This window comes from Thermogutta hypogea (assembly GCF_055386265.1).
This window is the reverse complement of sequence record NZ_AP042425.1, coordinates 4,529,601-4,553,473: the sequence shown is the minus strand read 5'-3', so window position 1 is coordinate 4,553,473 and position 23,873 is coordinate 4,529,601. Positions and strand designations below refer to the sequence as shown.

Annotated in this window: 17 protein-coding genes; 10 read left to right on the top strand and 7 right to left on the bottom strand. The window is 61.4% G+C overall.

Going from position 1 to position 23,873, the window contains the following annotated elements; genetic code table 11:
- Positions 1–385: 385 nt before the first annotated feature.
- The 5 genes from ACZ5B4_RS16350 to ACZ5B4_RS16330 all read left to right on the top strand — a co-directional run bounded on the left by ACZ5B4_RS16350 (position 386) and on the right by ACZ5B4_RS16330 (position 5,584).
- A complete protein-coding gene (locus tag ACZ5B4_RS16350) occupies positions 386–2,422 on the top strand; it encodes a methyl-accepting chemotaxis protein (RefSeq protein WP_464912299.1) in 2,037 nt (678 codons plus the stop codon).
- Between the two features lie 307 nt (positions 2,423–2,729).
- Complete coding sequence (locus ACZ5B4_RS16345; RefSeq protein ID WP_464912298.1) at positions 2,730–3,029, top strand: hypothetical protein; 300 nt, start codon at positions 2,730–2,732, stop codon at positions 3,027–3,029.
- A gap of 119 nt (positions 3,030–3,148) precedes the next feature.
- Positions 3,149–4,027 (top strand): hypothetical protein, encoded by an 879-nt coding sequence (locus ACZ5B4_RS16340; protein ID WP_464912297.1) that lies wholly within the window; start codon positions 3,149–3,151, stop codon positions 4,025–4,027.
- 111 nt (positions 4,028–4,138) lie between these two features.
- The gene (locus tag ACZ5B4_RS16335; protein WP_464912296.1) at positions 4,139–5,008 is read left to right on the top strand and encodes a hypothetical protein; all 870 of its coding nucleotides are present in this window, start codon (positions 4,139–4,141) and stop codon (positions 5,006–5,008) included.
- A gap of 75 nt (positions 5,009–5,083) precedes the next feature.
- A complete protein-coding gene (locus ACZ5B4_RS16330) occupies positions 5,084–5,584 on the top strand; it encodes a hypothetical protein (RefSeq protein ID WP_464912295.1) in 501 nt (166 codons plus the stop codon).
- Positions 5,585–5,643: 59 nt separating this feature from the next.
- Here the strand turns inward: ACZ5B4_RS16330 and ACZ5B4_RS16325 are convergent, their stop codons facing one another.
- The 3 genes from ACZ5B4_RS16325 to ACZ5B4_RS16315 all read right to left on the bottom strand — a co-directional run bounded on the left by ACZ5B4_RS16325 (position 5,644) and on the right by ACZ5B4_RS16315 (position 10,094).
- Positions 5,644–6,750, bottom strand: coding sequence for a DNA polymerase III subunit (locus ACZ5B4_RS16325; RefSeq protein ID WP_464912294.1), 1,107 nt, complete (start codon positions 6,748–6,750; stop codon positions 5,644–5,646).
- Between the two features lie 16 nt (positions 6,751–6,766).
- On the bottom strand, positions 6,767–7,411 hold the full coding sequence (gene tmk, locus ACZ5B4_RS16320; RefSeq protein ID WP_464912293.1) for a dTMP kinase: 645 nt from the start codon (positions 7,409–7,411) through the stop codon (positions 6,767–6,769).
- A gap of 289 nt (positions 7,412–7,700) precedes the next feature.
- Positions 7,701–10,094 carry a TolC family protein gene (locus tag ACZ5B4_RS16315; RefSeq protein WP_464912292.1) on the bottom strand — a complete coding sequence of 798 codons (2,394 nt, stop codon included), beginning with the start codon at positions 10,092–10,094 and terminating at the stop codon, positions 7,701–7,703.
- Between the two features lie 708 nt (positions 10,095–10,802).
- Between ACZ5B4_RS16315 and ACZ5B4_RS16310 the strand changes: the two genes are divergently transcribed.
- Complete coding sequence (locus ACZ5B4_RS16310) at positions 10,803–12,116, top strand: 3-keto-alpha-glucoside-1,2-lyase-like domain-containing protein (RefSeq protein WP_464912291.1); 1,314 nt, start codon at positions 10,803–10,805, stop codon at positions 12,114–12,116.
- A gap of 130 nt (positions 12,117–12,246) precedes the next feature.
- Here ACZ5B4_RS16310 and ACZ5B4_RS16305 read toward each other — a convergent pair whose 3' ends face one another.
- On the bottom strand, positions 12,247–13,434 hold the full coding sequence (locus tag ACZ5B4_RS16305; RefSeq protein WP_464912290.1) for a Gfo/Idh/MocA family protein: 1,188 nt from the start codon (positions 13,432–13,434) through the stop codon (positions 12,247–12,249).
- A 207-nt stretch (positions 13,435–13,641) separates the two neighbouring features.
- A complete protein-coding gene (locus tag ACZ5B4_RS16300; protein WP_464912289.1) occupies positions 13,642–14,169 on the bottom strand; it encodes an NUDIX hydrolase in 528 nt (175 codons plus the stop codon).
- 505 nt (positions 14,170–14,674) lie between these two features.
- On the opposite strand from ACZ5B4_RS16300, the gene ACZ5B4_RS16295 reads away from it, so the two are divergent.
- Entirely contained in the window at positions 14,675–16,408 is a 1,734-nt protein-coding gene (locus tag ACZ5B4_RS16295) for an HD domain-containing phosphohydrolase (RefSeq protein ID WP_464912288.1), read from the top strand.
- 129 nt (positions 16,409–16,537) lie between these two features.
- Here ACZ5B4_RS16295 and ACZ5B4_RS16290 read toward each other — a convergent pair whose 3' ends face one another.
- On the bottom strand, positions 16,538–17,455 hold the full coding sequence (locus ACZ5B4_RS16290) for an ABC transporter permease (RefSeq protein WP_464912287.1): 918 nt from the start codon (positions 17,453–17,455) through the stop codon (positions 16,538–16,540).
- A 79-nt stretch (positions 17,456–17,534) separates the two neighbouring features.
- Complete coding sequence (locus ACZ5B4_RS16285) at positions 17,535–19,448, bottom strand: peptide ABC transporter substrate-binding protein (RefSeq protein ID WP_464912286.1); 1,914 nt, start codon at positions 19,446–19,448, stop codon at positions 17,535–17,537.
- A gap of 465 nt (positions 19,449–19,913) precedes the next feature.
- Between ACZ5B4_RS16285 and ACZ5B4_RS16280 the strand changes: the two genes are divergently transcribed.
- From ACZ5B4_RS16280 to ACZ5B4_RS16270, 3 genes are all read left to right on the top strand, one after another.
- Positions 19,914–21,422, top strand: a complete 1,509-nt coding sequence (locus tag ACZ5B4_RS16280) for an APC family permease (protein WP_464912285.1) — start codon at positions 19,914–19,916, stop codon at positions 21,420–21,422.
- Positions 21,419–22,171 carry an MBL fold metallo-hydrolase gene (locus ACZ5B4_RS16275; protein WP_464912284.1) on the top strand — a complete coding sequence of 251 codons (753 nt, stop codon included), beginning with the start codon at positions 21,419–21,421 and terminating at the stop codon, positions 22,169–22,171. The genes ACZ5B4_RS16280 and ACZ5B4_RS16275 overlap by 4 nt, the downstream gene beginning before the upstream one ends.
- A 365-nt stretch (positions 22,172–22,536) precedes the next feature.
- Positions 22,537–23,556 carry an N-acetyltransferase family protein gene (locus ACZ5B4_RS16270; RefSeq protein ID WP_464912283.1) on the top strand — a complete coding sequence of 340 codons (1,020 nt, stop codon included), beginning with the start codon at positions 22,537–22,539 and terminating at the stop codon, positions 23,554–23,556.
- Positions 23,557–23,873 lie beyond the last annotated feature (317 nt).

Genomic DNA, 23,873 nt, shown 5'->3' with positions numbered 1-23,873 from the left:
CAAAGCGGGAAATCGTGACGTCCCTTCATCATGCTTGAAAGTTAGGGGGCCAAGCAAGCGGGTAGCCGGATGGCTTTCCGTCCACGCTGAGGGCTGCTCTTGGGCAGCGGGAATATCGGAGATAGCGGGGGCTCGAACTTGGGGGAATGGTGAGCTGTACGCTACAAGCCCTGTCTTGCAATCCACGGACCTTGCTTCGAATTATCCCGCATTTGCCTAGAAAAAAACATGATCTACATTTGATGAGGCGCCGATACGCCGCGTCCGGAATCGGATACAACGCCCAACCTTGCCCCGCAACCACGCAACCGCAGTACGGAGAGTTTCGGAAGCGGCAGAGAGAGATCCCCCGGGCAACCTTCGCCCCAGTTCGGAGACTGATTTCATGCGCAATAATCAGCCGGTGACCGGCGTGGAATATGATTTTCCCGCCGATATGGTTCTGATTTCGCGGACGGACCCCAAGGGCATCATAACGTACGTTAACAATCACTTTGCCACGGTTTCGGGTTTCTCTCCTGAGGAGCTGATCGGCAAACCCCACAACATCATACGGCATCCCGACATGCCGCCGGAGGCCTTCCGCGACCTGTGGGCAACCATCAAGCGGGGCCGGCCGTGGTGCGGTCTTGTGAAGAATCGCCGCAAAAACGGTGATCATTACTGGGTTCTAGCCACAGTGACGCCTCAGAAAGAGGGCGGATACACGAGCGTTCGCACTAAGCCGCAGCGGAAGGAAATCGAAGAAGCGGAAAAGCTCTACCGCCTCATGCGTCAGGACAACTCATGGAGCCTTCGCAACGGCGTGCCTCAACGACGGAGGCTGTTTGCGGCTTCCAAAATTCGGCAATACTTCCGCTCTTTGCCCATCTCCGCACGTTTGACGGGCGTCGTGGTCCTCATCCTCGGCTTACTCGTCTTCGTCGTTTTCCAAAGTATGCAATCGAACCGAGCTATTGAGGCCGCATATCAGAAGTACATTGCCCAGGATAGCCGCTGGCGATCGAACTTTTACCGCATGTACGCGCAGGGACTCCAGATGGGGCAGGCCCTTCGCAACATCATTCTCGATCCTCACAACCCCAAGGCCTACAAGAATCGGGAAGCAGCGCTGGAACAATTCCAAAGGGCGGTTTTGGAGGCCCAAGAGCAGGATGTATCCGTATTCCAAACCGGTCTCCCGGTCCGGATCATGGCGCTCCACGATGAGCAAAAGAACATCCAAGACCAAGTCCTCCAACTGGTCCAGGCCGGGCGGGCTGACGAAGCAAAGACCCTTCTCAACGAGCAAGAGACTCCCAAATGGCGTCAGATTCGTCAGATTTTGCTCGACGAGATCAAGCGACTGGACAAGGCCGAAAGTCAATTGATGACCGAACTGCGCACGCAGGCATCGTCGGGGCGCACTCGCACCATGGCAACGAGCCTTACAATCGGTGCGCTGGGCGTCCTGATCACGTGGACCGTCGTTCGAAAAATCAAAAGATCGATTCGGCACACTCTGGACGTCGTAAAGGGGATGGCCGAGGGGCGACTCGGTCAAGCAGTGCATGTCGTCGATGAAGACGAAATGGGCGATTTGCTCGCCAACATCGTGATCTTCCGCAATCTGCTGCTCGAGGCAATCAGTCTGATAAGTCAAGCGTCCGCAACGCTGCTCAGCTCGGGCGAACAGATCAGCACGATCAGCGGCGACACACTCTCCGCCGCGGAAACGCAGCTATCCGCAGTCGGCAATGTGCTTTCCGCGATTCAGGAGGTCTCGGCTTCGGCGGACGAGATGAGCCGGCATGCGATCAAGGCGCGAGAAGCCGCCGACCAAGCTATTGCGGTAACGCGCAGCGCCGCGGAGACGGTGACACAAACCGAACAGCATGTATCCGAGCTTCTGCGAACGGCGGATGACATCAGCCGCGTGCTGGTAGTCATCAAGGAAGTCGCGGACCAAACCAACCTGCTGGCCCTGAATGCCGCGATCGAGGCCGCCCGGGCCGGTGAGCAAGGAATGGGGTTTGCGGTCGTCGCCGACGAAGTCCGCAAGTTGGCCGAGCGCGCCGCCAGCTCCACGCAAGAAATCGCTGCGATGGTGAAACGGGTCCAAAGTGTCAGTCATGCCGTGGCCGATGAGGTGGCCGAAAGCAATCGCCGAATGTGCGGAGGCACTGCGGACATCTCGCAAGGCGAGAACATGAACACTTCGGTGGAACAATCGGTGGTGCAAGCCGGTGAGACGATGCGAATGATCAGCGCGGCGTTGTTGAAGAGCACCGCCACGATTCACGACGTTACCTCGAAAATCGAGAATGTAGCCCATACAGCCCAACAAAATGCCGAGGCGGCACGACGGTCTTCGGAGGAAGCGGTGCGCTTGCGGTACGTGGCAAAGGATCTTGAGGGAGTAGTCAATCACTTCCACGCGTGACCCCGCCACGCGCGAAAGATGCCGCCGTATGCGACCCTGCTTCAATTCACCAAAGCATCGGGATATTCGACTCGCCCGGTAGCGATCTCGGACCAACGCCGACGACGGGCGATGGAAGGACGCTCCGCGCCTCAATCCGCAAGCAAAAGCGCATCGTAACGTGGAACTCCGGCAGCACCCCGATGGAGCCCACCGTGGCCGAGACAGTACAATACGGCAAGGAGTCGGGGCTCAAATCAGATCTCCAGATCCGGCAAGAGGCCCGCCGCGGGCGGCAGAGGAACTCGACAAGGTCGAGGGCGATCTTGTGGCGGTAGGCTGCCCTGCCGACGCTCCGGCGGATGACGACGGGGCAGAAGTGGTGACCGTCTGCTTCGGCCACCCCACGCTCGGCCAAATGCGCGACGGCTTTTGGGATTGGGCGATCCGCGTTATCGCGCCCGATGGCTCCGAGGTCGGCCGCGTGGTGCGCCGGGATTCCGCGAAATGGGATGTTGAGGGCCGCGTCCGCATTCTCGCTGCGGAGCACCAGCCCGGCCGCCACGGCCGCTACTGGTCCTTCCGCCTCGCGATTCCCGAGGGATGTCGGGCGGTGCACGAAGCATGATTCTGAATGTTGCGTCGGCGCATGCCGCCGCACTACAATGACGGCGGCTCAATCGTGGCTACGTGTGCGGAGGATCGATCATGCTCGCATTTATCGCCTCGCTCCTGTTCGGCGTTCTCGTGGCCGAGGGCAAGATGCCCATTCCTGATTGGGCGAGCCAAGTCAAAGCCCAGTCGCTCATCCAGGATGTGTATGGCAAGGAGCTCGAGGCCGCTCGGGATCCGAAACAGAAGGCCGCCTTGGCCCGCGAAATCCTAGCCGTGGCGCGGAAGGAGCCGGACCCGGCCAACAAGTTCGTCGGGCTGGCCATGGCGCGAAGGCTGGCCGTTGAAGCCAATGATGGCGCCCTGGCCCTCGAGGTGCTCACGGCGCAAGTGGCCTCATTCGCGTCCGGGCGCGAATCCGCTCCGGATGCTATGCTCGCGAAGGCCGACCAGCTCTGGGCCGAGGCGGAACGCAAGCGAGGGTCAGAGCGGCTTGCGCAGCGCATCGAGGCGGTGGAAATCTGGATGAGAGCCGGGAAAGAATCGCCGCTGCTGGCCGCCAAGTGGAACGACCGGATCGCGACGATCAAGAGCGGCGGGGCGATTGTGCTTGCCGCGAAAGATGTCCGGCTCGTGGGAGCACGGATTCATTATGATGCACATCTCGGCGGAATTGCGGGCTGGTTTCTGCCCACAGACTACCCCGAATGGGATGCCCGATTAACGGCTGGTCAATATGCCGCGGCGATCAAATATAGCATTAAAGATTATGCCGGACGCTCCTTATTTGCACTCGTAGTAGTGCGCGATGGAGCCTCCAAGCCGGTCATTCAGACGGCCTTTCGACCGGATACCACGGGCACATGGGAGACTCGCAATGAGTTCGCAATCGGTACCTTCTCCATCCGCGCGGAGGGTACTTATCGTGTGCGACTCATTCTTTTGAATAAAGGCGTTCCCGATCCAGGCGTACCGACGATCGTACTGGAATCTCTATTGCTGTACCCTCTCTAAGTTGCATCGGCCATCGTCACCGCACTACAATGACGGCGGCTCAATCGTGGCTAGGTGTGCGGAGGATCGATCATGCTCGCATTTATCGCCTCGCTCCTGTTCGGCGTTCTCGTGGCCGAGGGCAAGATGCCCATTCCTGATTGGGCGAGCCAAGTCAAAGCCCAGTCGCTCATCCAGGATGTGTATGGCAAGGAGCTCGAGGCCGCTCGGGATCCGAAACAGAAGGCCGCCTTGGCCCGCGAAATCCTAGCCGTGGCGCGGAAGGAGCCGGACCCAGCCAATAAATTCGTCGCTCTGGAAACGGCGCGACGATTGGCAATTGAGGCCAAGGATGGGACGGCGGCCCTCGATGTGGTCGCCGCGCAAGTGGAATCCTTCGCGTCTGAATCCGACGGCGATCCCGATGGCTTGCTGGCGCGGGCTGAAACGCTATGGGGTGATGCGGAGCGCAAGCGGGGCGAACAGCGGCTCGCGCAACGCCTGGAAGCGGCGGAATTGTGGCTGCGATCAGGCACTCAGTCCCCATTGATGGCCTCGAAATGGAACGCGCGCATGGAACAAATCCGAATCGGAGGCGCCGTCATCTTAAAGGCTAGGGATGCGATACTGCATGCAGTCCGCGCGACGTATGCCTCGGAATTTGATTCCATTTGCTTTTGGAGGGATCATCGCGAATATATGGAATGGAAGGCACATATCGATGCCGGAGAATACTATATCGATGTGACGTACTCGGGGCTCGGCCCAAGCGTTACAGTCTCCTATGCCCTTGATCTTTTTCGCAATTCCGCGCCGAAGAGTACCGTCAAGCATGTGTTTCGCGTGGAATCATCCGGTGCCTGGCGTGAATATCGCACCATGCGCGTCGGACGAATTCGCGTACCAGAGAATGAGCACATGAGAATCGTGTTGTACGTTATGGCTACCACGCCTCAGGACTTCATCAATCTGCGCTCCGTGGCGTTGGTGCCTAATGAGTAATGGGCGATACGACATCCGCACTCCGACCGTAATCCTGTGGATGCCGAGGGTGCAACGGAGCGGGAGATACGGAACATGAATGCGCAAGACGAGTCTTCGGCCAAGCCGGGAGTTCAGGTAACGTTCGATTGCGTCCCTCTCCGCACGGTTACGCGGAACGATCCCCCGCTCGACGCGTCCCCCGGTTTCTTGGCGTTGTGGAACCGAGTCCAAGCGGCCATCGCAAAGCACGGACGGCACAACACGTATTACCTCTTCAACGGGCAATGCATCTACTACCTGACAAACCGGCCCGAGGTCGGAATGCTCGCCTTCGCCTTCGAAGGATGTGTGATGACCGATCCCGAGGATCGCAAGACGGCGGCCTGTGACCTGGAGGTGCGTCTTTCGGGCGATACTTGCGATTGGGCCACGGAACCGATCGTCCGCTGGTTCACCGAGACGGTACGCCGATCGGTAATGGTGGAATTCGACCGTTACATCGAGGCCGGCGATTTGCAACGCACGATCGAGCGGCTTCAGAAGCTGGAAGCCGAAACGCACGCCAAGGGAGGCTACGTCGGTTTCGGCTTGTGACATCGCAGAAGGACTGGGGAGACGCCCGCCCCTCCCGGCTCACCGCGCCTTGAAACGGCTCAAAACGGCAGGATTGGGACGACCGGCTCGTTGCGCATGGCCTGGCGGAGCTTGTGCGCCCAAGCGTCGATCAGCGTGGCCAGATTCGCGTTTCGATCCACGGCCGCATGGACGGCCAGGCATAGCTCGGCGCAAGCGACGGCAACCTCCGCGCCGCCTTGCCAGGCCGCTGAGAGTGCCTGCATCGATTGCTCGCTCGCCGCGGGGCCGCCAAGCCGCGGGACATCACGCGCCGCATCGAGCCGACCCTGGATTTCCGCCCGGGCCATACTCGCAAAGAACTCCGCGGAAAGCGAAGCCAGTTGCTGCAAACGCCGGCGGCGCGGGAAAGCCTCCTTTCCCGCGGCATCCACAAATTGGCGGAGTTCCTTGCTCCAAAAAAACAGATCCAAGCTCCGCCGCGCCAAGGCCGCTTGCCACCGCTTCATGAACTCCCAAAGTAGCGGATCCGCCAGTTCCCGGGCTTGGGTCAAGCTGCCTCCGCTCCAGCGCGCCAGGCGTTCCGCTTCCTCGGCGTCCGAAGCCCAGCCCAGAGCCGAAAGCAATTTCGCCGCCGTCTCAATCGATAGGGGGGAGAAGCGAACTTGGCGACACCGCGAGCGGATGGTCGGAAGTTGCTTGGCGGGCGAAGTCCCGATCAAAATCAGCACGGCATCGGCAGGCGGCTCTTCCAGGGTCTTCAAGAGGGCGTTGGCGCCCTCGGCGTTCAGATAATCGGCGTCGTCGATGATGCCGACGCGCCGCCGATTGGAGTACGGCTTGAGGCTGACATGGCGGCAAAAACCGCTGCCCAATCGATTCTCCCGTTCTCCGATCAACAACTCGACCGGGATGAATGCTCGGTCGTCGGGCCGCGAAACCAGCATCACGTCGGGGTGCGTACCCGCCGCGACCTGAACGCAGGCCGAGCACGTACCGCAAGGATCCATCAGGCTTTCGTCCCTCGTTTGGCACAGCAAAGCCTGAGCCAATTTCAGAGCGAACGTGCGCTTTCCGATGCCGGCGGGACCTACAAAGAGATAGCTGCCGGATACGCGACCTTTCACCGCCGCGCGACGGAAGAACTCGACGATCGCATCGTGTCCTTCGATTCCCTGCCAGGCCATCGAGTCAGGCCCTCCGTCAAGGCGTTCGCGGTGATGCCAAGAGCGGCCGCACGATCCGCATGATCGACTCATGGACTGCGTCCGGCGTGCGATCCGCTCGCACCACGGTCATGCGGTCGGCGAAGCGGGCGGCTTCCTGCAAGAAGCCGTCGCGGACCTTTTCCAGGAACGGGATTCCGCGGCTCTCCAGACGGTCGAAGCCGCGCTCGATGCGGCGAACGGCTTCGGCGGCCGGCATGTCGAGGACGATGGAGATGTCGGGCAGCAGCCCGCCCACGGCCAACAGCCCCACCTGGCGGAGCTTTTCGACGTCCAATCCGCCCGCATAACCTTGGTAGACGAGGTTGGATGTCAGAAATCGATCGCTGACGACGACGCTCCCTCGGGCCAGGGCCGGCCGAATGACCTCCTCCGTCAGCTCCGCCCGAGACGCCATGTACAGCAGCATCTCCGCCGCCGCGCAGAGGGGTATTTCACGGCGGTGCAACAGGATATTGCGGATTTCCTCGCCGAGGGCCGTGCCCCCGGGATCCCGACAGAGGACGACCTCGCGGCCCTCCTCGCGGAGGCGGCTCGCCAGCCGTTCCGCCTGCGTCGTCTTTCCCGTGCCGTCTCCGCCTTCCAAACAGATGAATATGCCTGGCCGGTGTTGGGTCGCCATCGTGGTGAATACGTCTGCGCCGATGCGGATGGGCGGTCAAAACGTCGATACCAACCGCGGTACGATCGCCGGGGAGGTGCCGTGCCGGAGCGTCGACGGCTTCTCCCGGAGACCCCCAATTGTAGCCGCGACCGGGCTTTTCCGGACCCAGGGGCAACGCCGTAGAGTCCGAGGTGCAGGCTGATCGTAGCAGGGGTGGAAAACGCAAGCCCGACGAGAGGGGAACGCCTCGCGCCGGGCGAGTGCCGTGGAAGAAATGGAGTCCCTGAGGGCCGGCGCCCGCACGATTCTAGCGCCGCTGCGTCGCACCGGAAGACCAGCGGGGCCGCCAGCCGTCGCTTCCGTCGTCCGGCGTCTGCAACGAGGCGGGCGTGACCGGTTGACGTGGGGCTTCATCCGCGGCGACGGCAACGACCGGGCGATCGCCGACCGGCTCCGGCGTCTTGGACATGTCGGCTTTGCCGACCATTTTGCCGAGCGGGGCCAAGTCGGGGAATTGCGGTCCGACCACTGCCTCCGGCGCCGTCGCTCCGGGTTGGGAGGTTTCCGTTCCGGCCGTTCCTTCCGCCACCGTGGTTCGCGGTTTCGGCGGCAAGACCCGCGCCGACGGATCGGCACGCTCCGGCCGGCCGCCGGAGGATTCGTTCGGCAGCAAGATCGGATCCGGGGCCGGGATGACCTCGATGCGAGACGGCGTCGAATCCGTCGGCGATTCGTCGGGCGAGACCGAGTAATCGGGCAGTCCTTCCAGCCCTTCCTTCAAGTCCGCCTTGCCCGCGTGGAGGTCGTACTCTCCCCGGCTGAAGACCGGCGGGTTGGTCCGGCCGTAATCGAGGTAGATGCCGGCATCCCTGGCTCGGGCACGCCGCAAAGCATCGAAGTAGGCCTTGTGCGGCCAGGGGCCTTCCGTCAAATAGACGCCGTTGTATTCCGGCAGCGAGCCCTTGCGGAAGTGCAGGTGACTAATGGCAAACATGTACTTGGTGATGGCCTGGTAGTACTGGATCTGTGCTTCCGCACGGCGCTGCTGCGCGTTGAGAAGCAGGTCCAAGGTGGCCGAGCCTGCGTCGTACATGGCCGTCACCGCCCGAACCTCGTTTTCCGCCGCGACGGTACGGTTGTAGTTCGTTTCGGCCAAGGTGTAGTATTCGTCCAGCTCGCGCAAGACCCAGGCGATTTGGTGGGAAATCTCGAGTTCCTGTTCCTGGAGAATGGCGCGTTCTCGGGCGAGGTTGAGCTGCGCGTTCCGAACTCCCGCCATCTCCTTGCGGAAACCGATGGGAATGCGCAAGTCCAATCCGATCTGCCAATCTTGGAAGTCGCCGGAGGTCAGCGAGCCGTAGGCGTTGGACTTGCTGTCGTCCGGATCGATCAAGTCGTCGCCGAGGCCGTTCCAGCGATAGAAACCGAAGGCATCGAGCCGCGGCAACAGGTAGTTCTTGGCGGCGATCAATTCCAGTTCGGCCCTTTTGACCCGCCACTTTTCGCGGCGAAGCAGCGGATTGCGGACCAAGGCTTCGGCGTGGACATCGTAGAAGTCGAATTGCACCTTGGCCTGCGTCGGTTCATCGGCGGGACGAATCAATCGGCCATCGCTGGCGGTCAAGCCCATCAAATAGCGCAAGTTGTTCTCGGCCTTGTAAAGAGCGCTGAGGGCCTGCTCCACGGAGGCACGAAAGGCCAGGTATTGCTGCCGGGCTTGGGCCTCTTCCTGAGCGCTGCCGCCGCGCCCGCCGACTTCGTACTTGGCACGGACTTGGCGCCAGGTCTGCAAGGCGGCGTCCCGCCCCGCGATGACGGTATCCAGTTGGCGATAGCTGAGGTACAGGGTCCAATACGATTTCTCGACCTCCAGCATCAGTTCGGAGACGGATTGCTCGAACTCGGCCAAGCGCTGGTCGTTTTCCAGCCGGGCGATCAGCACGCCGTTATTGAACCCCGGGATGCCGCCCGGCCCGGCAATTCGGTTGAAGGTGACGCCCGCCCCTTGCAGCAACGGTTGGCGGAACCCGGCTTCCAGATTGGCGGACCAATCGCTCGGCCACGCCCGGCTGGCCGTGGCGTTGTTCCACTCGTAATTCACGTTGTGCGTCAAGGACCACGTGCCGCCGGTGGCATAGGTCTTCGAGAGTTGTGCCTGGAACGATCCCAAATCTTGCTGGAAGGCGTTGGGGCGGAAGGCCGTCACGAAGCCCGCCACGTTTTGCGGCGTGTCGCGCTTCTCCCAAAATACCCGGGTGCTCAATTGGGCGTCGAAAGCCGAGAGCGCCGCCTCAACACCGCTCCGCGGGTTGGACTCTTGCCGAGCCGGATCGTAGACGGAGGCCACGGCGTCTGGAGCCAGCGTCAAACTGGTTTCCGGCATGCGAGCCGCCCCGACGTCCGGTTGATTGAGGCTGCGGATGATCTTGCTGTTTTGCAGGGCGATGCTGACCGCTTCTTCCAATTTCAAGTCCCAGTATTCGCGCACCTGGCTGTTGGAAAGCGTCAAGGGCGGAGCGGCGCCGCGAACTTCATCAAGGGTATCCGCCTCGACGTCGGGGTACTCAATCTGGGTGGCCTTTTCCACATAATGCGAAAGATCCCCGTCCTCATGTAGGTAGAACGGCTGTTGAGGCTGACACCCGGACAGCAGAGCCGCGGAGATCAGACCGATCAACGGTAAGCAGGTCCATCGTTTCATGTCGGCCATCCTTGAGGAAATTGGTATCCCCTTTCGAGGGGATTCCCCGTCTGCCGTGCAGCGGATAGTCGGATTTCCCGCGACAAAGCGGAAAAGTCCGCGGAATAGCTATCGTCTTCGGAATCGTTAAACTTTCACAAACCTTCGCGACCAAAACAAAAATCCGTAAAAGTCAACCAAAACGCACCACATAACCCACACTGCGCACACATCCCTTATTCGCACTTTGCAATTTAGGAAGACGGATTTGGGTGTCGTGGGGCCGACAACCCTGGCCCGCGATGTCCCTCTGAACCGCAACGCATCGCGACCGTCCACGCTCTCCGCGCATCTCTACGGGTTCCTCCGGCGCACCATCCGCCCAAGACGCAGGCCGTCGCATTGCGTCCCCAGGAAGGACGCGGTGTGTCCCTTCCGGGCATCCCACCACGGATCCGCCTATTGGCACAACGGAACTGCTTCGGGCGGAACGAGCCGTTCGAATTTCCAGGCGGACCTCGGCTGATTGCTTGACGGCGGCGGCGGGGATATGCTGACGGAATTGACTGCTCCCCCGCTTCGGAAGAAGCCACGAGGCAAGCTCGGTCGTCCTCGGCCAAGGCACACCTCGCGGTTTCCGCGGCAGCGGCGGCTGCGGTCAATGCCTCGGTGGATGAGGGGTCGTTTTCGAGGAGTCGCATCCGTGGCCTTTTGGATGGGAGGTAACAAATGATGAAACGCAGAATCGGCTTGTTTGCGGCATGCGCCGCCCAATTGGTGGTCGGGTTGACCGCCTCCTGGGCGTTGGCAGAGAACCGGGCCGTGGTTCCCGTCCCGCGAAACGACGATTGGTGGATGAAACGCCATCAGTCGATGAATGAGCGGGTCAAGCAGGGCAACGTCGATATGATCTGGATCGGGGATTCCATCACCCACGGCTGGGAAGGGGCCGGCAAAGACGTTTGGGACACCTATTACGGCTCCCGCAATGCCGTCAACCTCGGTATCGGCGGCGATCGCACCGAACACGTCTTATGGCGGCTGGACAACGGCAACATCGACGGCATCTCTCCCAAATTGGCGATCATCATGATCGGCACGAACAACGCCGGGGGTTATGCACCCGAGCAGACGGCCGAGGGCGTCAAGGCCGTCGTCGAACGACTCCGTTCGCGATTGCCGCAAACCAAGATATTGCTTTTGGCGATCTTTCCGCGGGGAGAGAACCCCGAGGATGCCTTGCGTCAAAAGAATGCCGCCGTCAACGAAATCATCAAGGGCCTGGACGACGGCGACATGGTGCGATACGTGGACATCAACGAAGCCTTCCTGATGCCCGACGGCACTCTGCCCAAGGACATCATGCCGGATCTGCTGCATCCCAACCCGCGCGGCTACGCGATCTGGGCGGCGGCCCTGGAGCCTTCCATCGCAGCCGTCATGGGCCCGCTCCCCAGCCCGGTCGCGGAACCGGATGCGGATGGTTTCGTACCGCTTTTCGACGGCAAGACGCTGACCGGGTGGCGCAAAGCCGGCGGTGAATCGTGCTACTGGGTGGAGGACGGCTGCATCGTGGGGAAGGTCGGCAAAGGCCCCAACACCTTCCTCTGCACCGAAAAGACTTACCGCGATTTCGTCTTCAAGGTCGAGGCCAAGTTCGACGTGCCGGGCAACTCGGGCCTCCAGTTCCGCAGTCATCAGCGGGAAAACGGCCGCGTCTACGGCTACCAGTGTGAAATCGATCCGTCGGAGCGGAGCTGGTCCGGCGGTATCTATGATGAGGCCCGACGCGGCTGGCTCTTCAAGTTGGAAGGCATGGAAGAGGCCCGAAAGGCCTTCAAGGTGGATGATTGGAACGAGTTCACGATCGAGGCTAAAGGCAAACACCTGCGAACCTGGGTCAACGGTGTTCCCTGCGCGCACTTCGTGGATGAAGGCGAAGAAGCCGACTTGGAAGGCTTCATCGCCCTACAAGTACACCAAGGCAAGCAAGGTCAGATTCGCTGGCGGAATATCCGCATCAAAGAGTTGCCGGCCGAATGATCGCCGCAGCATCCTGCCGGCGCGGCTGAATCATCGGCCGTGACCCGCGCGGCGGATGTTTCGAGCGTATCTCACGGAACCAAGGCGGCGTTCGGGCCGTGCGTCCGACGCCGCTTTTTCGTTCAGCCCTTCAATCGAAGGTCCGTACGGGGACCGCTTGGCCGCCTTTTTCCGCCGAGACATAAGCGCTGTAGATCGTCGAAACGGCCTCGGCCGCCAGTCGGCTGTCGCTCTCCAAGGGCTCTCCGTAGGCAATGGTACGGTAAAAGGCCTCCATCTCCTGGGGATAGCCGGTCATCCAGTCTTCGTCCGGCGAGGTGCAGGTCCAGCCCTGCTTGGTGCCGATCTTCTCCACGGTGTAAATGTCGCGGAAGTATTCCTCCTTGGCGTTGTACGTCATCATGGCCGTGTTGGGATTGATGTTGCAAATCGAGCGGTGATTATTGGCGCACACCTCCAACCAGTTATGAACGCCGCCCAGGACGATGTCCGAGGCGAACACCGTGGCGATCATGCCGTCGTCGAACTCGACGTGAATCATGGAAAAGTCGTCGATATCGTGGTAATCGCAGCGGATGTGCCCCAAGTCTTGAAAGCCGGGCAACCGTGTAATGGCATGGGTGCGGGCCGAGACGGCGACGGGCCGGATCGGCCTGCCGAGACGCGACCTCCCTTCGACCCGTTTCAGGTACAATGCCGCCGTCAAGGGATGGCAGCCTTTGCCGATCAGAACGCCTCCCCCGCAGAACTTCCAAAAGGCGTATTCCTCGGAGTGCGAGCCGCTGTGGGCCTCCTCGCCGTGAATCCACAGGATCTGGCCGTGGGTCTTTTCCAGAATCTCGCGCTCCTTTTGGATGGACGGCGCGTAAACCCAATTCTCAGCGTACAACAGGCGGCCGCGACTGGCGGACTCCGCCTCGAGAATGCGCTCCACCTGAGCCAGCGCCGCGTCCAGGGCCGCCTGCTTGGGAAACCGATCGCCGTGGAAATCGGGGCGATCGTCGCCGAAGTAGCCCGTCAAAGGCTTCTCGCAAATCACGAACTTGTCCCGGCGCAGGGCCTCGATGGAAAAGGGCGCATGAGTGACGGGCGGCGTGCAAACGTGGACGACTTCCACCGCGTCGATCAAGTCTTCCATGCGGGCAAACGCACGGATGTCGCGATCGCGCGCGAACTTTTCGGCCGCCTGCGTATTCCGAGAATAGACGCCCACGACCTCCACATCCACGCCCGAGACTTTGCTAAGCGAGTGGAAATGGAATGAAGCCGAAAAGCCGCAACCGATCAAACCGCATCGCACCGTTTTCTTTCGCTTCATCGTGGGCCGCCTCAGGAACAGGATTTCGTCTTCAGAATGCGTACCGTTTTTCCCACCGCCCGACATTTGATCGGGGACGAAACACCATTGTCCAAGCACGGTGAATGCCGGGCAAGTCCGCCGCGTCGCTTGGGTTGAACCGTTTTTCAACCCGTCCCCGCATTTTTGCCGAAGGAAGGAAACGCCGAGGCACCCTGTATGCGGTCGCTACCAAGACGCTCGACCGGTTTCGAGCCAGAGCAAGGCAATCATGGTCTTCGCGTCCCGAACGGCCCCCGATGCCAATGCGGCCAAGGCCTCGTCTTGTGCGAGGATGGCGACCTCCAGCTTCTCATCGGCCTCGGGGCGGGCCGGGCCGGGAACCAGATCGCCGGCCAGATAGAGCGTCATCCGCTCGTCGCTGATACCCGGCGACGGAAGGAACTCCGTCAGCATTACCATACGACCGGCCGTGTAGCCGGTCTCTTCCTCCAGCTCCCGGTGCGCGGTCCGGTCGGGAGATTCGCCGGGGACCATCGTGCCGGCCGGGATTTCCAGCAGCCACTCGTCCACGGTGACGCGGTAATTGCGAATCATCACAATCCGGCCATCCGGCAAAATCGGCAGAATCCCCACCGCGCCGTGGTGCCGAATCACGTAACGGGAGAGGCCTTGAGGCTCATCCGGGTACGTCTTGCGGAGGACTTCGAACTTGGTCGTGCGGAGCAAGGATTCTTCGTGAAAAGGTCGGGACATACAAGCCGCCTCAATAAGACCGGCTGAGATTCGGGGAAATTCCTCGCGAATTCCGGTGGAATCGCCCCGGTGTTACCCCGCCGACCGGCGTGGACTGGATCGCGAGCTGACCGCCACCGGCAATACCGGTTCGGAATCACACCAGATTACTCGCAGACCGCATCGAATGGTATTGGGGTTATGGATGGGCGAGAGGAGCGAAGCCGCTGTAATTCTCACGTTTTGGACGGCAACGCGACCTCCACAGGTCACCTCGCAGCATCCGGCACGATTTGCCCATTCCCGAAGGGTGACCTAGAGTTTCAAGAGGGATACCGACAAGAGGGATACCGATCCGGCCTAGCCGCGATATCGTGCACCCGCAGAGCAAGGATGAACCGATTCTGCAAGACACGAGCGGCCGACGATCACGGTTTTCCTCGATGCGACGCCCGGGCCGGGCTCGCCGTCGATGGGAACGTCGTGCGGTAACGAGTGCTGTTTCGATTCTCTGGAGTGTCCGGGCATGAATCCCACCTTTGAGCCGGTGACAAACCTCTGCGAGTACGTGCCCCAAACGCCGGACCTGACGGCCGAGTCGGAGGCAGGACAAGGAGCCGGCTGCGAGACGGAAACGGATTCCGTTCGCCTCGGGGACGTCGCATCGGCGGTTGCCCTGTTCGAGCGGGTCTTCGATGTGTCGTTCTCGCTGTTGGATGCCGAGGCCGGCGCATGCCTGCGACGGCCGGCGGACTTGCCCGACATGGACTGGGATTTATTCGCCGCGATGGCACGCCCCCTGACCGGCAGCCGGACTCCGCTCTTGATCGTGGAGGAAGACCCCGTCTGCGTCTTGGCCGTACCCTTGCATGGTCGGTCCCGCTCGTGCGTGGCGGCGGCCCCGCTGGTGACGCGGCGTCCCGAGTCGCAGGCGGATTGGCACGCGGCGGCCAGGGTGACGGGATGCTCCGCCGCAACGCTTGCGGAATGGGCCGCGCGACAACGGATTTGGGACCCGGAAGCGGCCCTCCGCGTCGCGCAATTGGCGTTGGAGCACGATTTCCAAGTGCGGCGCTTGGCCGACGTGGAACGAGAAACCGATGAACTCTCGTTCCACCTCTCTTCCGTCTACGAAGAGATCAGCCTGCTGCACCGTCTGACCCAAAACCTGCGGCTGTCTAAAAGCGATATGGAATTGGCTCGATCCGCCTTGGACTGGCTGGCCGAGGTCATCCAAGCGGAGGGTCTGGGACTGCTCTTTCTGCCCGTGGCGGAAACAACCGAGGAACACGGGACCGTCACTCGAACCAAGCCGGAATTGCTTTCCGTCGGCCGCTTCCCCTTTTCCGCCGAAGAAGTGCTTCGCTGGGGAGAGAAGATGCGATTGGCGGAATTGGGCGGCCCGATCGTCCGCAATCTCTCTCCCAACGAAGCGCAAGCCTCCGATTATCCGCACATCCGCAATTGGATGGGTGTGGCGGTAACGGAGGGCGAGAACTTGTTCGGTTACTTCCTGGCCGTCAATCACGCGCGGGGCGGACAATTCGGCACCGTGCAGGCCAACATGCTGCACTCGGTGGCTTCGATTCTCGGCGTCCACAGCGGCAATATCGAGCTATACCGGCAACAGGCCGAATTGTTGGCGGGAGTGATTCGGGCGCTCACCTCGGCCATCGACGCCAAGGATCCGTACACGTGCGGTCACAGCGACCGCGTCGCCCGGATTGCCGTGCGGCTTGCACAAGACCTCGGCTATTCCGCCGAAGCCCTCACGCGCGTGTACCTGGGCGGATTGCTGCATGATATCGGCAAGATCGGCGTGAACGACGCAATCCTGCAAAAACCGGGAAAGCTGACGGAACAGGAATTCGACCAGATCAAGATGCATCCCACGACCGGTTTCCGGATTCTCTCCGAGTTGCGGAATCTCGACGACGTGAAGCTGGTGGTTCGGCACCACCACGAGTCGTGGGACGGTCGCGGTTACCCGGACGGCCTCACGGGAGAGCGGATTCCGCCCGTGGCCCGAATCGTCGCCGTCGCCGATGCATACGATGCCATGGCCAGTACGCGGCCCTACCGCAATCGCATGCCGTTGGAAAAAATCGAGGAAATCCTCCGCCACGGCGCCGGTAAACAATGGGACCCCGCCGTCGTGGACGCCTTTTTCCACGCCAAGGACGACATCGTGCAAATCACGGAGTCGGACGAAATCAACAATCCTTCGTTCCCGGCGATTGCCCTTCGAAAGCCCTCCTGAAGCCTCCGTCGCACGGACCGCGCAGAGCGGAGCCGTGGGATGGCCCTGCTCTCCTGCGGGTTCTCCCGGTGACGGAGCCTGGCCGCGTTCTCGACTCGAACACCCGATTCGCGCCGCAAGCAGCCGGATTCACCGGAGCTTGACTCGGGGATCCAGCAGCACGTAGGCGGCGTCCACCAGGACGTTGGCGCCGTAGAGCAGCAGGGTGAATAGCAGGACAAGCCCCATCGCCAACGTGTAGTCGCGCTGGACGGCGGCTTCGACGAAGTGAACTCCCAAGCCGGGAATCGCGAAAATCTTCTCGACCACCGGCGATCCGGTGACGATTCCCGCCACGGCCGGCCCCAAAAAAGATACGACCGGGGTCAATGCGGTGCGCAGGGCGTGGCGAAAAATGACGACGGAGGGGGAGAGTCCCTTGGCCCTAGCCGTGCGAATGTAGTCCGCCCGCAAAACATCCAACATGCCGGTCCGCGTCAACCTTGCGATGTATGCGGCATACGGTGCGCCCAGGCATAAGGCGGGCAAGACGATGTGGGCCGGCGTGCCCCATCCCGCCGCGGGGAAAACCGGGACCAAAAACACAAACAAGATGATCGCAAAGCCCGCGATCACAAAGTTCGGCAAGGCGATGCCGAGCGTTGCCGCGGTCATGAGAATGCGATCGGCCGGTCCGTTGCGGCGGACGGCGGAAACGATGCCGGCGGGGATGCCCAGGAGCAGGGCGAAGAGCATAGCCGCCCCGCCCAAGGCGGCCGAGATGGGAAGTCCCTGCGCGATGATCTCGTTGACCGTGAAATCCGCCATGCGGTAGCTGTAACCGAGGTCGCAGCGAACGACGTTGCCCAGCTCGCGAACGTACTGCTTCCAAAAGGGATCGTCGAGATGGTAGCGGGCGGCAAGATTCCGCTCGATCTGGGGGTCGAGCCGCCGCTCGCGATCCAGGGGCCCGCCCGGCACGGCGCGCATCAGGCAAAAGCTGACGGTGAACACCGCCCAGAGCGTGATCACCAGCCAGATGCTCCGCGAGACGATGAATCGAATCATGTTTCGCCGGAATCTCCCGATTTCGTGGCGGTCCGGACGCGCAGCCGGACTCAAGTTTCCAGAACGAGTCGGCGCCGCGTCAATTTCCCATCAAGGTCTCGCGTGCGATTGGGGCGTCGCCGCCGATCGCAATATTTTTCAACGGGTGAATATCCAAGATGTTGGGGTAAAAACCGCGGACGCGCGGATGTACCATATTGCGCGTGACCGGCCAATATAGCGGAATGAGCGGCATCTCTTGCAGCAGGATCTCTTCCGCGCGGCGAAAGAGCCGCATCCGGACATCGGGACGTGCCTCCACCTGGGCCGCCGCCACCAAGGCATCGTATTCGGGATGGCTCCAACCGCCGTGATTGTTCGGGTTGCCGGTGGTAAACATTTCCAGGAACGTATTGGGGTCGATGTAATCCGCGATCCAGCCCGCCCGAGAAATCCAAAACTCTCCTTGACGCCGCGACGCCAGGTAGCGAGCCCAGTCCTGATTCGTCAGCCGCACGTCCAATCCCAGACTCCTTTTCCACTGCGATTGCAACAACTCGGCGATGGCCTGGTGAGATTCGTGGGTGTTATAAAGCAGCGTCAGCCGCGGCATGCCGCGACCGCCGGGATAGCCGGCCTCGGCCAGCAATGCCGCCGCACGCTGGGGAGCGTAGGCCTCGCATTGCGGCGGTTGATATTCCACGTACTTGGCGATATCCGCCGGCACCAGGCTCTCGGCGGGAATCTGACCGGAACGCAGGACCCGCGCGACGATTTCCTGCTTGTTCACAGCCATAGCGATCGCGCGGCGGACCCGGGCGTCATCCAGCGGCTTCCGCTGCGTGTTAAAGATGTAATACTCCGTAGCCAGATAAGGCGCGGGCCGAAAATCCGATCTCCCCGATCGCAACAGGTCGGGAACGATCTCGTTCGGTACGGAGGGAATCCAGTCCGATGACCCGGTGAGATAAAGATTCAAACCCGTCACGGCCGATTCCACCGCCAACACGTCCACCGTGTTCAGGCGGACCTGATCGCGGTCCCAATAGCACGGATTCTTCTCCAGCCGGATGCGATCCCGAATGCGCCGCGATTTCAACACAAAGGGGCCGTTGCAGACGATGTTCTCGGGCTTGGTCCAGGCCGGATAGCCGTATTGTTCCACGCAATGCCGAGGTACCGGACACGTGGGATAGAAGCCTACGATTTCGAGGAAGTAGGGAACCGGGTGATTGAGCGTGATTTGCAGTGTGTGGGAATCGACCACGCGAATGCCCACATGCCGGAAATCGTACAGCAACCACGCGTAATCTTCGGCCGTGGAATCGCGGGGCACGGCGGAGGCCCGCTGGAACCGCCGCGTCTTTCCATCGACTTCCACCACGTAGACCGGCTCCCCGGAGGAGGCCGCATCGGCACCCGCCGTGCCGTCTTCGGCGGCGACCGACGAACCGGCGGGTTCCACGGCCAGCAGTCGCCCGTAAAGCACGATGCCACGTGCAAAGGGGGGCGCGCCCGGCGGGCGATCGCGCAACTCGATTTCCACGGGGTCGCCCACCGTCACCCGACCCGACGTATATTGCTTGGCATGGACGACGTACCACATCTCGTAGGCATACTCGGCCGCCGTCTCCGGGTGCAAAAGCCTTTGGAACGACCAGTGGAAATCCTCGGCGGTAATGGGGCGGCCGTCGGACCAGCGAGCCTCCTCGCGGAGGTGAAAGGTATAGGTCTTCCCGTCAGGGGATATGTCCCAGCTCTTGGCCACTCCGGGCAGGGGTTCGAGATTTTCGGGATGGTATGACGTGAGCCCCTCGAAAATCGCCCACACCACGCGGCCCTCCGGCTGACCGGTGACCAAGGCGGGATCGACCGTCTTGATTTCCGTACCGTTGCAGAACGTGAAGTCGGCTCGGTCGGGCCGAACGAGGGAAAACGCGACGACCACGCCCGACAAGGCGAGCAAGAGTGTCGCCCCGGCAAGTAGTCGCTTTGGATGGCTCCCGTTACTCATGGCAACGTTGCATGGTCGGAACTCGCCGGCGGTGCGGGAAGTTCTAATGACGCGGAACCGCTCGCTAAGCTCCCCATCATACCGGGTCGGCCGCGGCGCGGAAACTGCGCAATCAGTGGGAGCCCGGCGCATGCGGTCGCGCGACCGCGCGCCTCCGTCGCGACGACGAGAGCCTCGGGCTTCAGCCCAAAGTGGAGGCGATACAAAGTGTTCCACGAACAGTCCCGGCAGGTCGGCTTCACAAGGCGGAAATCGCCTGAGATCCCGAGCGGGCGGACATACGGTTTGTGGAACCCGATGCGCACTGTTACGTGGAAAGCCGGATACCCATCGAGTATTCTGGGACGATAAGGTTTTGCACAGAGGCGTCGTTCGGATCGGGCGACCCGCGGGGAGGGCAAGGCGCCGCCGTATTCCGCCCGCTAAGAGAGCGGGGGCGAACACGGCACGCACACGAGGAGAGCGGTGACGAGACCTAATGGCAGGGATTACAGCATGGCCCGGGATTCCGACAAGCCGGCATCAAACGGCCGCAGGACGGCAGCGCCAGCGAGCGCCCCATCGCACGTCGGGGGCGATCCCATCCCAGGGCGCCCGACTCGCCAATTGACGCTCTTCGACTCGGTCTGCATCATCGTGGGAATCATTATCGGGGCGGGTATTTACCGCACCACTCCCGACATCGCCTCCTGCGTGCCTTCCACCTCCGCCCTAGTCACGGTATGGTTGCTGGGAGGGCTTTTGTCGTTGCTTGGGGGACTCTGTTACGCCGAACTGGCAACAACCTACCCGCACGCGGGCGGGGACTACGTCTTCTTGACCCGGGCCTACGGTCGCCGCATGGGCTTCCTATTCGCCTGGTCGGAGCTTTGGATCGTTCGACCCGGCTCCATCGGCATGATGGCCTTTATCTTCGCTCAGTACGCCTGCGAACTCTTGCCGGGGTTATCGCGGCACTCGCGCATCGCGGAGATGCTCCTGGCCGGAGCCGCCGTGACCGTGCTCACGTTCATCAACGTCCTGGGGATACGCGAAGGGAAGTGGACCCAGAATCTATTGACGACGCTGAAGGTGCTCAGCCTGGCGTTGATATTCTTCGTCGGCATGGTGTTGGTGCCCGGAACAAGCGCAAGTGCCGGAGAGGCGGTGCAAGCGACCGCGGCTCCCCTCGAGTCCAATTTTCGTTTGGCCATGATCCTCGTGTTGTTCACCTACGGTGGTTGGAATGAGATGGCATACGTGGCGGCGGAAGTGAAGAATCCCCATCGCAACATCCTCCGCGCGTTGATCCTGGGCACGCTCGCCGTCACCGCCATCTACGTCCTCGTGACGCTGGCTTTCACCCGTGGGTTGGGCTTCGATGGTGTTCGAGCGTCGAAGGCGGTGGCCAGCGACCTGCTGCGAATACCCTTCGGCGACTGGGGCGGCAGGGCAATCGCCCTCATCATCTGCGTTTCCGTGCTAGGGTCCATGAACGGGCAAATCCTCACCGGGGCCCGGGTGTATTACGCCATGGGCCGCGACCACCCAATCCTGAGCACGCTCGCCGAGTGGCACCCCAATCGCAACACCCCGATTCGCTCTCTCCTGATCCAGGCCGTTATCTCGCTGGGGCTGATCGCAGCTTTGGGCTGGTACGAAAGCGGCTTTATCAATTTACTGAACTTCACGACTCCCATCTTTTGGACGTTCTTCGGCCTGGTGGGTCTCTCCTTGTTCGTGTTGCGCGCTCGCGAGCCCGATCGTGAGCGTCCGTATCGGGTCCATTTGTATCCGCTGGTCCCGTTGATCTTCTGCGCTTCGTGCGCCTTCATGATCTATTCCAGCGTTTCGTACGCCGTCGAACACCGCACCTACGAGGCGGTCTGGGCCATCGCGGTCCTCGTAATCGGTTTTGGGGCGAGTCTGTTCCTGCGATCTTGCTACGCCCGTTCAACCCCGACGGAAACCCGTTCCGAGGAGGCCGATGCATGAGGCTCACCATTTTGGGGAGCGGCGGCTACCACCCGCAAAACGAACGCCACACTTTGTGCCTCGTCCTTCCGGAGGCGGGCTTGATTCTGGATGCCGGCACCGCCTTTTTCCGTTTAGCCGATTACTTGGACCGACGGCGTTGGGATATCTTTCTCACGCACGCCCACCTCGACCACATTATCGGTTTGACCTATTACTGGAGTCTTGAGCGGCAGACGACGCTGGGAGAAATCGTCGTCCATGCGCTGGACGAGAAGTTGGAGGCGGTACGCACGCATCTGTTCGCCGAACCGCTTTTTCCCAAGATGCCGCCGTATCGGTTTGCCCCGCTGGACGGTAATCCTTGCTTGCTGTTAGAGAGAGCGGGTTGGCCCGCGGTAGAGGTGCGGTATTTCCCGCTCGATCATCCGGGCGGGTCGATCGGCTATCGCTTCAATTGGGCCGACCGCTCGCTTGCCTATGTGACGGACACCACGGTCCGCGCCGCGGAGAGCTACCTTCCGCATATCCGCGGCGTCGATTTGTTGCTGCATGAATGTTATCTTCCGACCGGCTGGGAAGAATTGGCGGCCCAAACCGGGCATGTAAGCCGCGCCCAAGCCGAACAGATCGCCTCTCAGGCAGAGGCAAAGCGGCTCGTGCTGCTGCATCATAACCCGGCAGGGGAATTCAGCCTCGAGACTTCGGATTCGGCGGACGGCGCGGTCCCCACAACAATCGCCTATGACGGCCTTTCCCTCGAATTTTGACATCAAACAATCGAGGACTGCCCCGCTCGTCGTGAACTTCGGAGATCGTCGCGACGAGGGTGCTTAGGTCTCCTGATCGCCCCTGCGTTCTGCGCCACAGTTCGAAAAACGCTGGTAAATCTCCCTCGTGCGCCGTAGAATAAGGTAGATGGCATTTCCGTGAAACGGATTGCATCATGCGGCCGATCCTTGTTACGTGTGGGAGCCGCGAGGACAATCGTGCGAAGAAAATCGGGGCTTGCGCGGTACAATCCATGCCGCAGGAGGAGAGAATTTCGTTCGCTGAGCTAAAGCAGGGCAGCGTGCTGAGAAGGTGGCGCATACGAGCTGTAATTCGCCACAGTTTTTAAGATCGGAGGCTAATTGTGCCTCAGAATCCCTGCGGGAGTTATGCGATCAAGACCTCCGTCGGTTCCGACCCCGGAGCCATGTCGGTTCGTTCGTTTAAGAATTCCGATCCCCCTGCTCTGGCCGGTATCTGGAATCGATGTCAGGGGTTGCCCGGGTTCTTCGGCCCCGTCACTCATCAACAACTCGAACAATTCGTCTTCGGCAAGCCTTACTTCGACCCACGGTCGTTTTTCGTCGCTTGTGAAGGCGGAGTGCCGGTCGCCTTCGCCCACGCATCGCCGCGCCCGACCCTCGGCGAGGATGCTGAGCTTAATCCGGCTCAAGGCGTGACTTGCCTGATTGCCGTGCCTCAGCAAAGTAATCGGTTGGATGTCGTCCAGTCGCTGCTGCACACCTGCGAAGACTATTTGCAAAGCCGAGGCGCGACGCAACTGTTCGTGGGCACGCCGTGCCCGTGGCCGCCCTTCTATTTCGGACTGTTCGGCGGTTTTCACGTCCCCGGCGTGATGGATCCCGGCATCGCCGAAGTTCTTAGCCGAAACGGGTATCACCCCGCCTGCCAACACTCGCTGTTTCGTTTGGACCTGAACGAGTACCTCGTTCCGCACAGCGCCGCCATGGCCCGACTTCATGCCCGGGTCCAAGTCTCCCCCGAGGTTGGGGTATTGCCTAACTGGTGGGCGGCGGCGTGCCTGGCTCATCACGAGTACGTGGACTTCGTGGCGCGGGAGGTCTCGAGTTCCAGGGCCGTGGCGAGGCTCAAGCTCCGTACGGTTTTCCCCAATCCACATTCCATCCCCACCGCCGGGGTGGTATGCTTTAGGGTCACGGAAGACTGGCGGGACCAAGGGCTGGAGTCCTTTGTGCTGTTACAGGCGCTAGAGTGGCTCCGTACCAACCAGACTGCCGATTTTCGCGGCTGCCGTCTGGTCGAAGCTCAAGTCGGCGATGACGAACCGGCTTTGGTCGAGGCCTGTCGCTTCCACCGCTTCAAAGAGTCCTCCGGCGGCGTTACCTACTCCAAGACTTGCTGACTCCGGGTTCCTTTTTTCTTAGGCCGCTTTTCTTGGGCCGCACAAACGCCCTTTAACTCTCGTGTTTCTTCCGCCCAAGGACGGGGCAAGACCGCTTACCGTAATCGGCGCCCCGGGGTCTCGGCAGCGGCACATTCCGGGCCGTTACTTCCGGTGCTTGTCAGCGGAGGGGCAAACGTCGTATGATGGCGGGGTAGCCTTTGATTGCCGGAGCCTGGCCCGAACGGGGTGTGCGGGCAGGAATTTCCCCTTCTCGCCGTGAAGCTGTGCTCTTCGCGAAGGTTGTTGCGTGCTTGCCCCGGAATCGGGCCCTACGA

Coding starts and splice junctions, on each gene's coding strand:
- ACZ5B4_RS16350 (WP_464912299.1), top strand. CDS start 386: ATGCGCAATAATCAGCCGGTGACCGGCGTGGAATATGATTTTCCCGCC.
- ACZ5B4_RS16330 (WP_464912295.1), top strand. CDS start 5,084: ATGAATGCGCAAGACGAGTCTTCGGCCAAGCCGGGAGTTCAGGTAACG.
- ACZ5B4_RS16325 (WP_464912294.1), bottom strand. CDS start 6,750: ATGGCCTGGCAGGGAATCGAAGGACACGATGCGATCGTCGAGTTCTTC.
- tmk (WP_464912293.1), bottom strand. CDS start 7,411: ATGGCGACCCAACACCGGCCAGGCATATTCATCTGTTTGGAAGGCGGA.
- ACZ5B4_RS16315 (WP_464912292.1), bottom strand. CDS start 10,094: ATGAAACGATGGACCTGCTTACCGTTGATCGGTCTGATCTCCGCGGCT.
- ACZ5B4_RS16310 (WP_464912291.1), top strand. CDS start 10,803: ATGATGAAACGCAGAATCGGCTTGTTTGCGGCATGCGCCGCCCAATTG.
- ACZ5B4_RS16305 (WP_464912290.1), bottom strand. CDS start 13,434: ATGAAGCGAAAGAAAACGGTGCGATGCGGTTTGATCGGTTGCGGCTTT.
- ACZ5B4_RS16300 (WP_464912289.1), bottom strand. CDS start 14,169: ATGTCCCGACCTTTTCACGAAGAATCCTTGCTCCGCACGACCAAGTTC.
- ACZ5B4_RS16295 (WP_464912288.1), top strand. CDS start 14,675: ATGAATCCCACCTTTGAGCCGGTGACAAACCTCTGCGAGTACGTGCCC.
- ACZ5B4_RS16290 (WP_464912287.1), bottom strand. CDS start 17,455: ATGATTCGATTCATCGTCTCGCGGAGCATCTGGCTGGTGATCACGCTC.
- ACZ5B4_RS16285 (WP_464912286.1), bottom strand. CDS start 19,448: ATGAGTAACGGGAGCCATCCAAAGCGACTACTTGCCGGGGCGACACTC.
- ACZ5B4_RS16275 (WP_464912284.1), top strand. CDS start 21,419: ATGAGGCTCACCATTTTGGGGAGCGGCGGCTACCACCCGCAAAACGAA.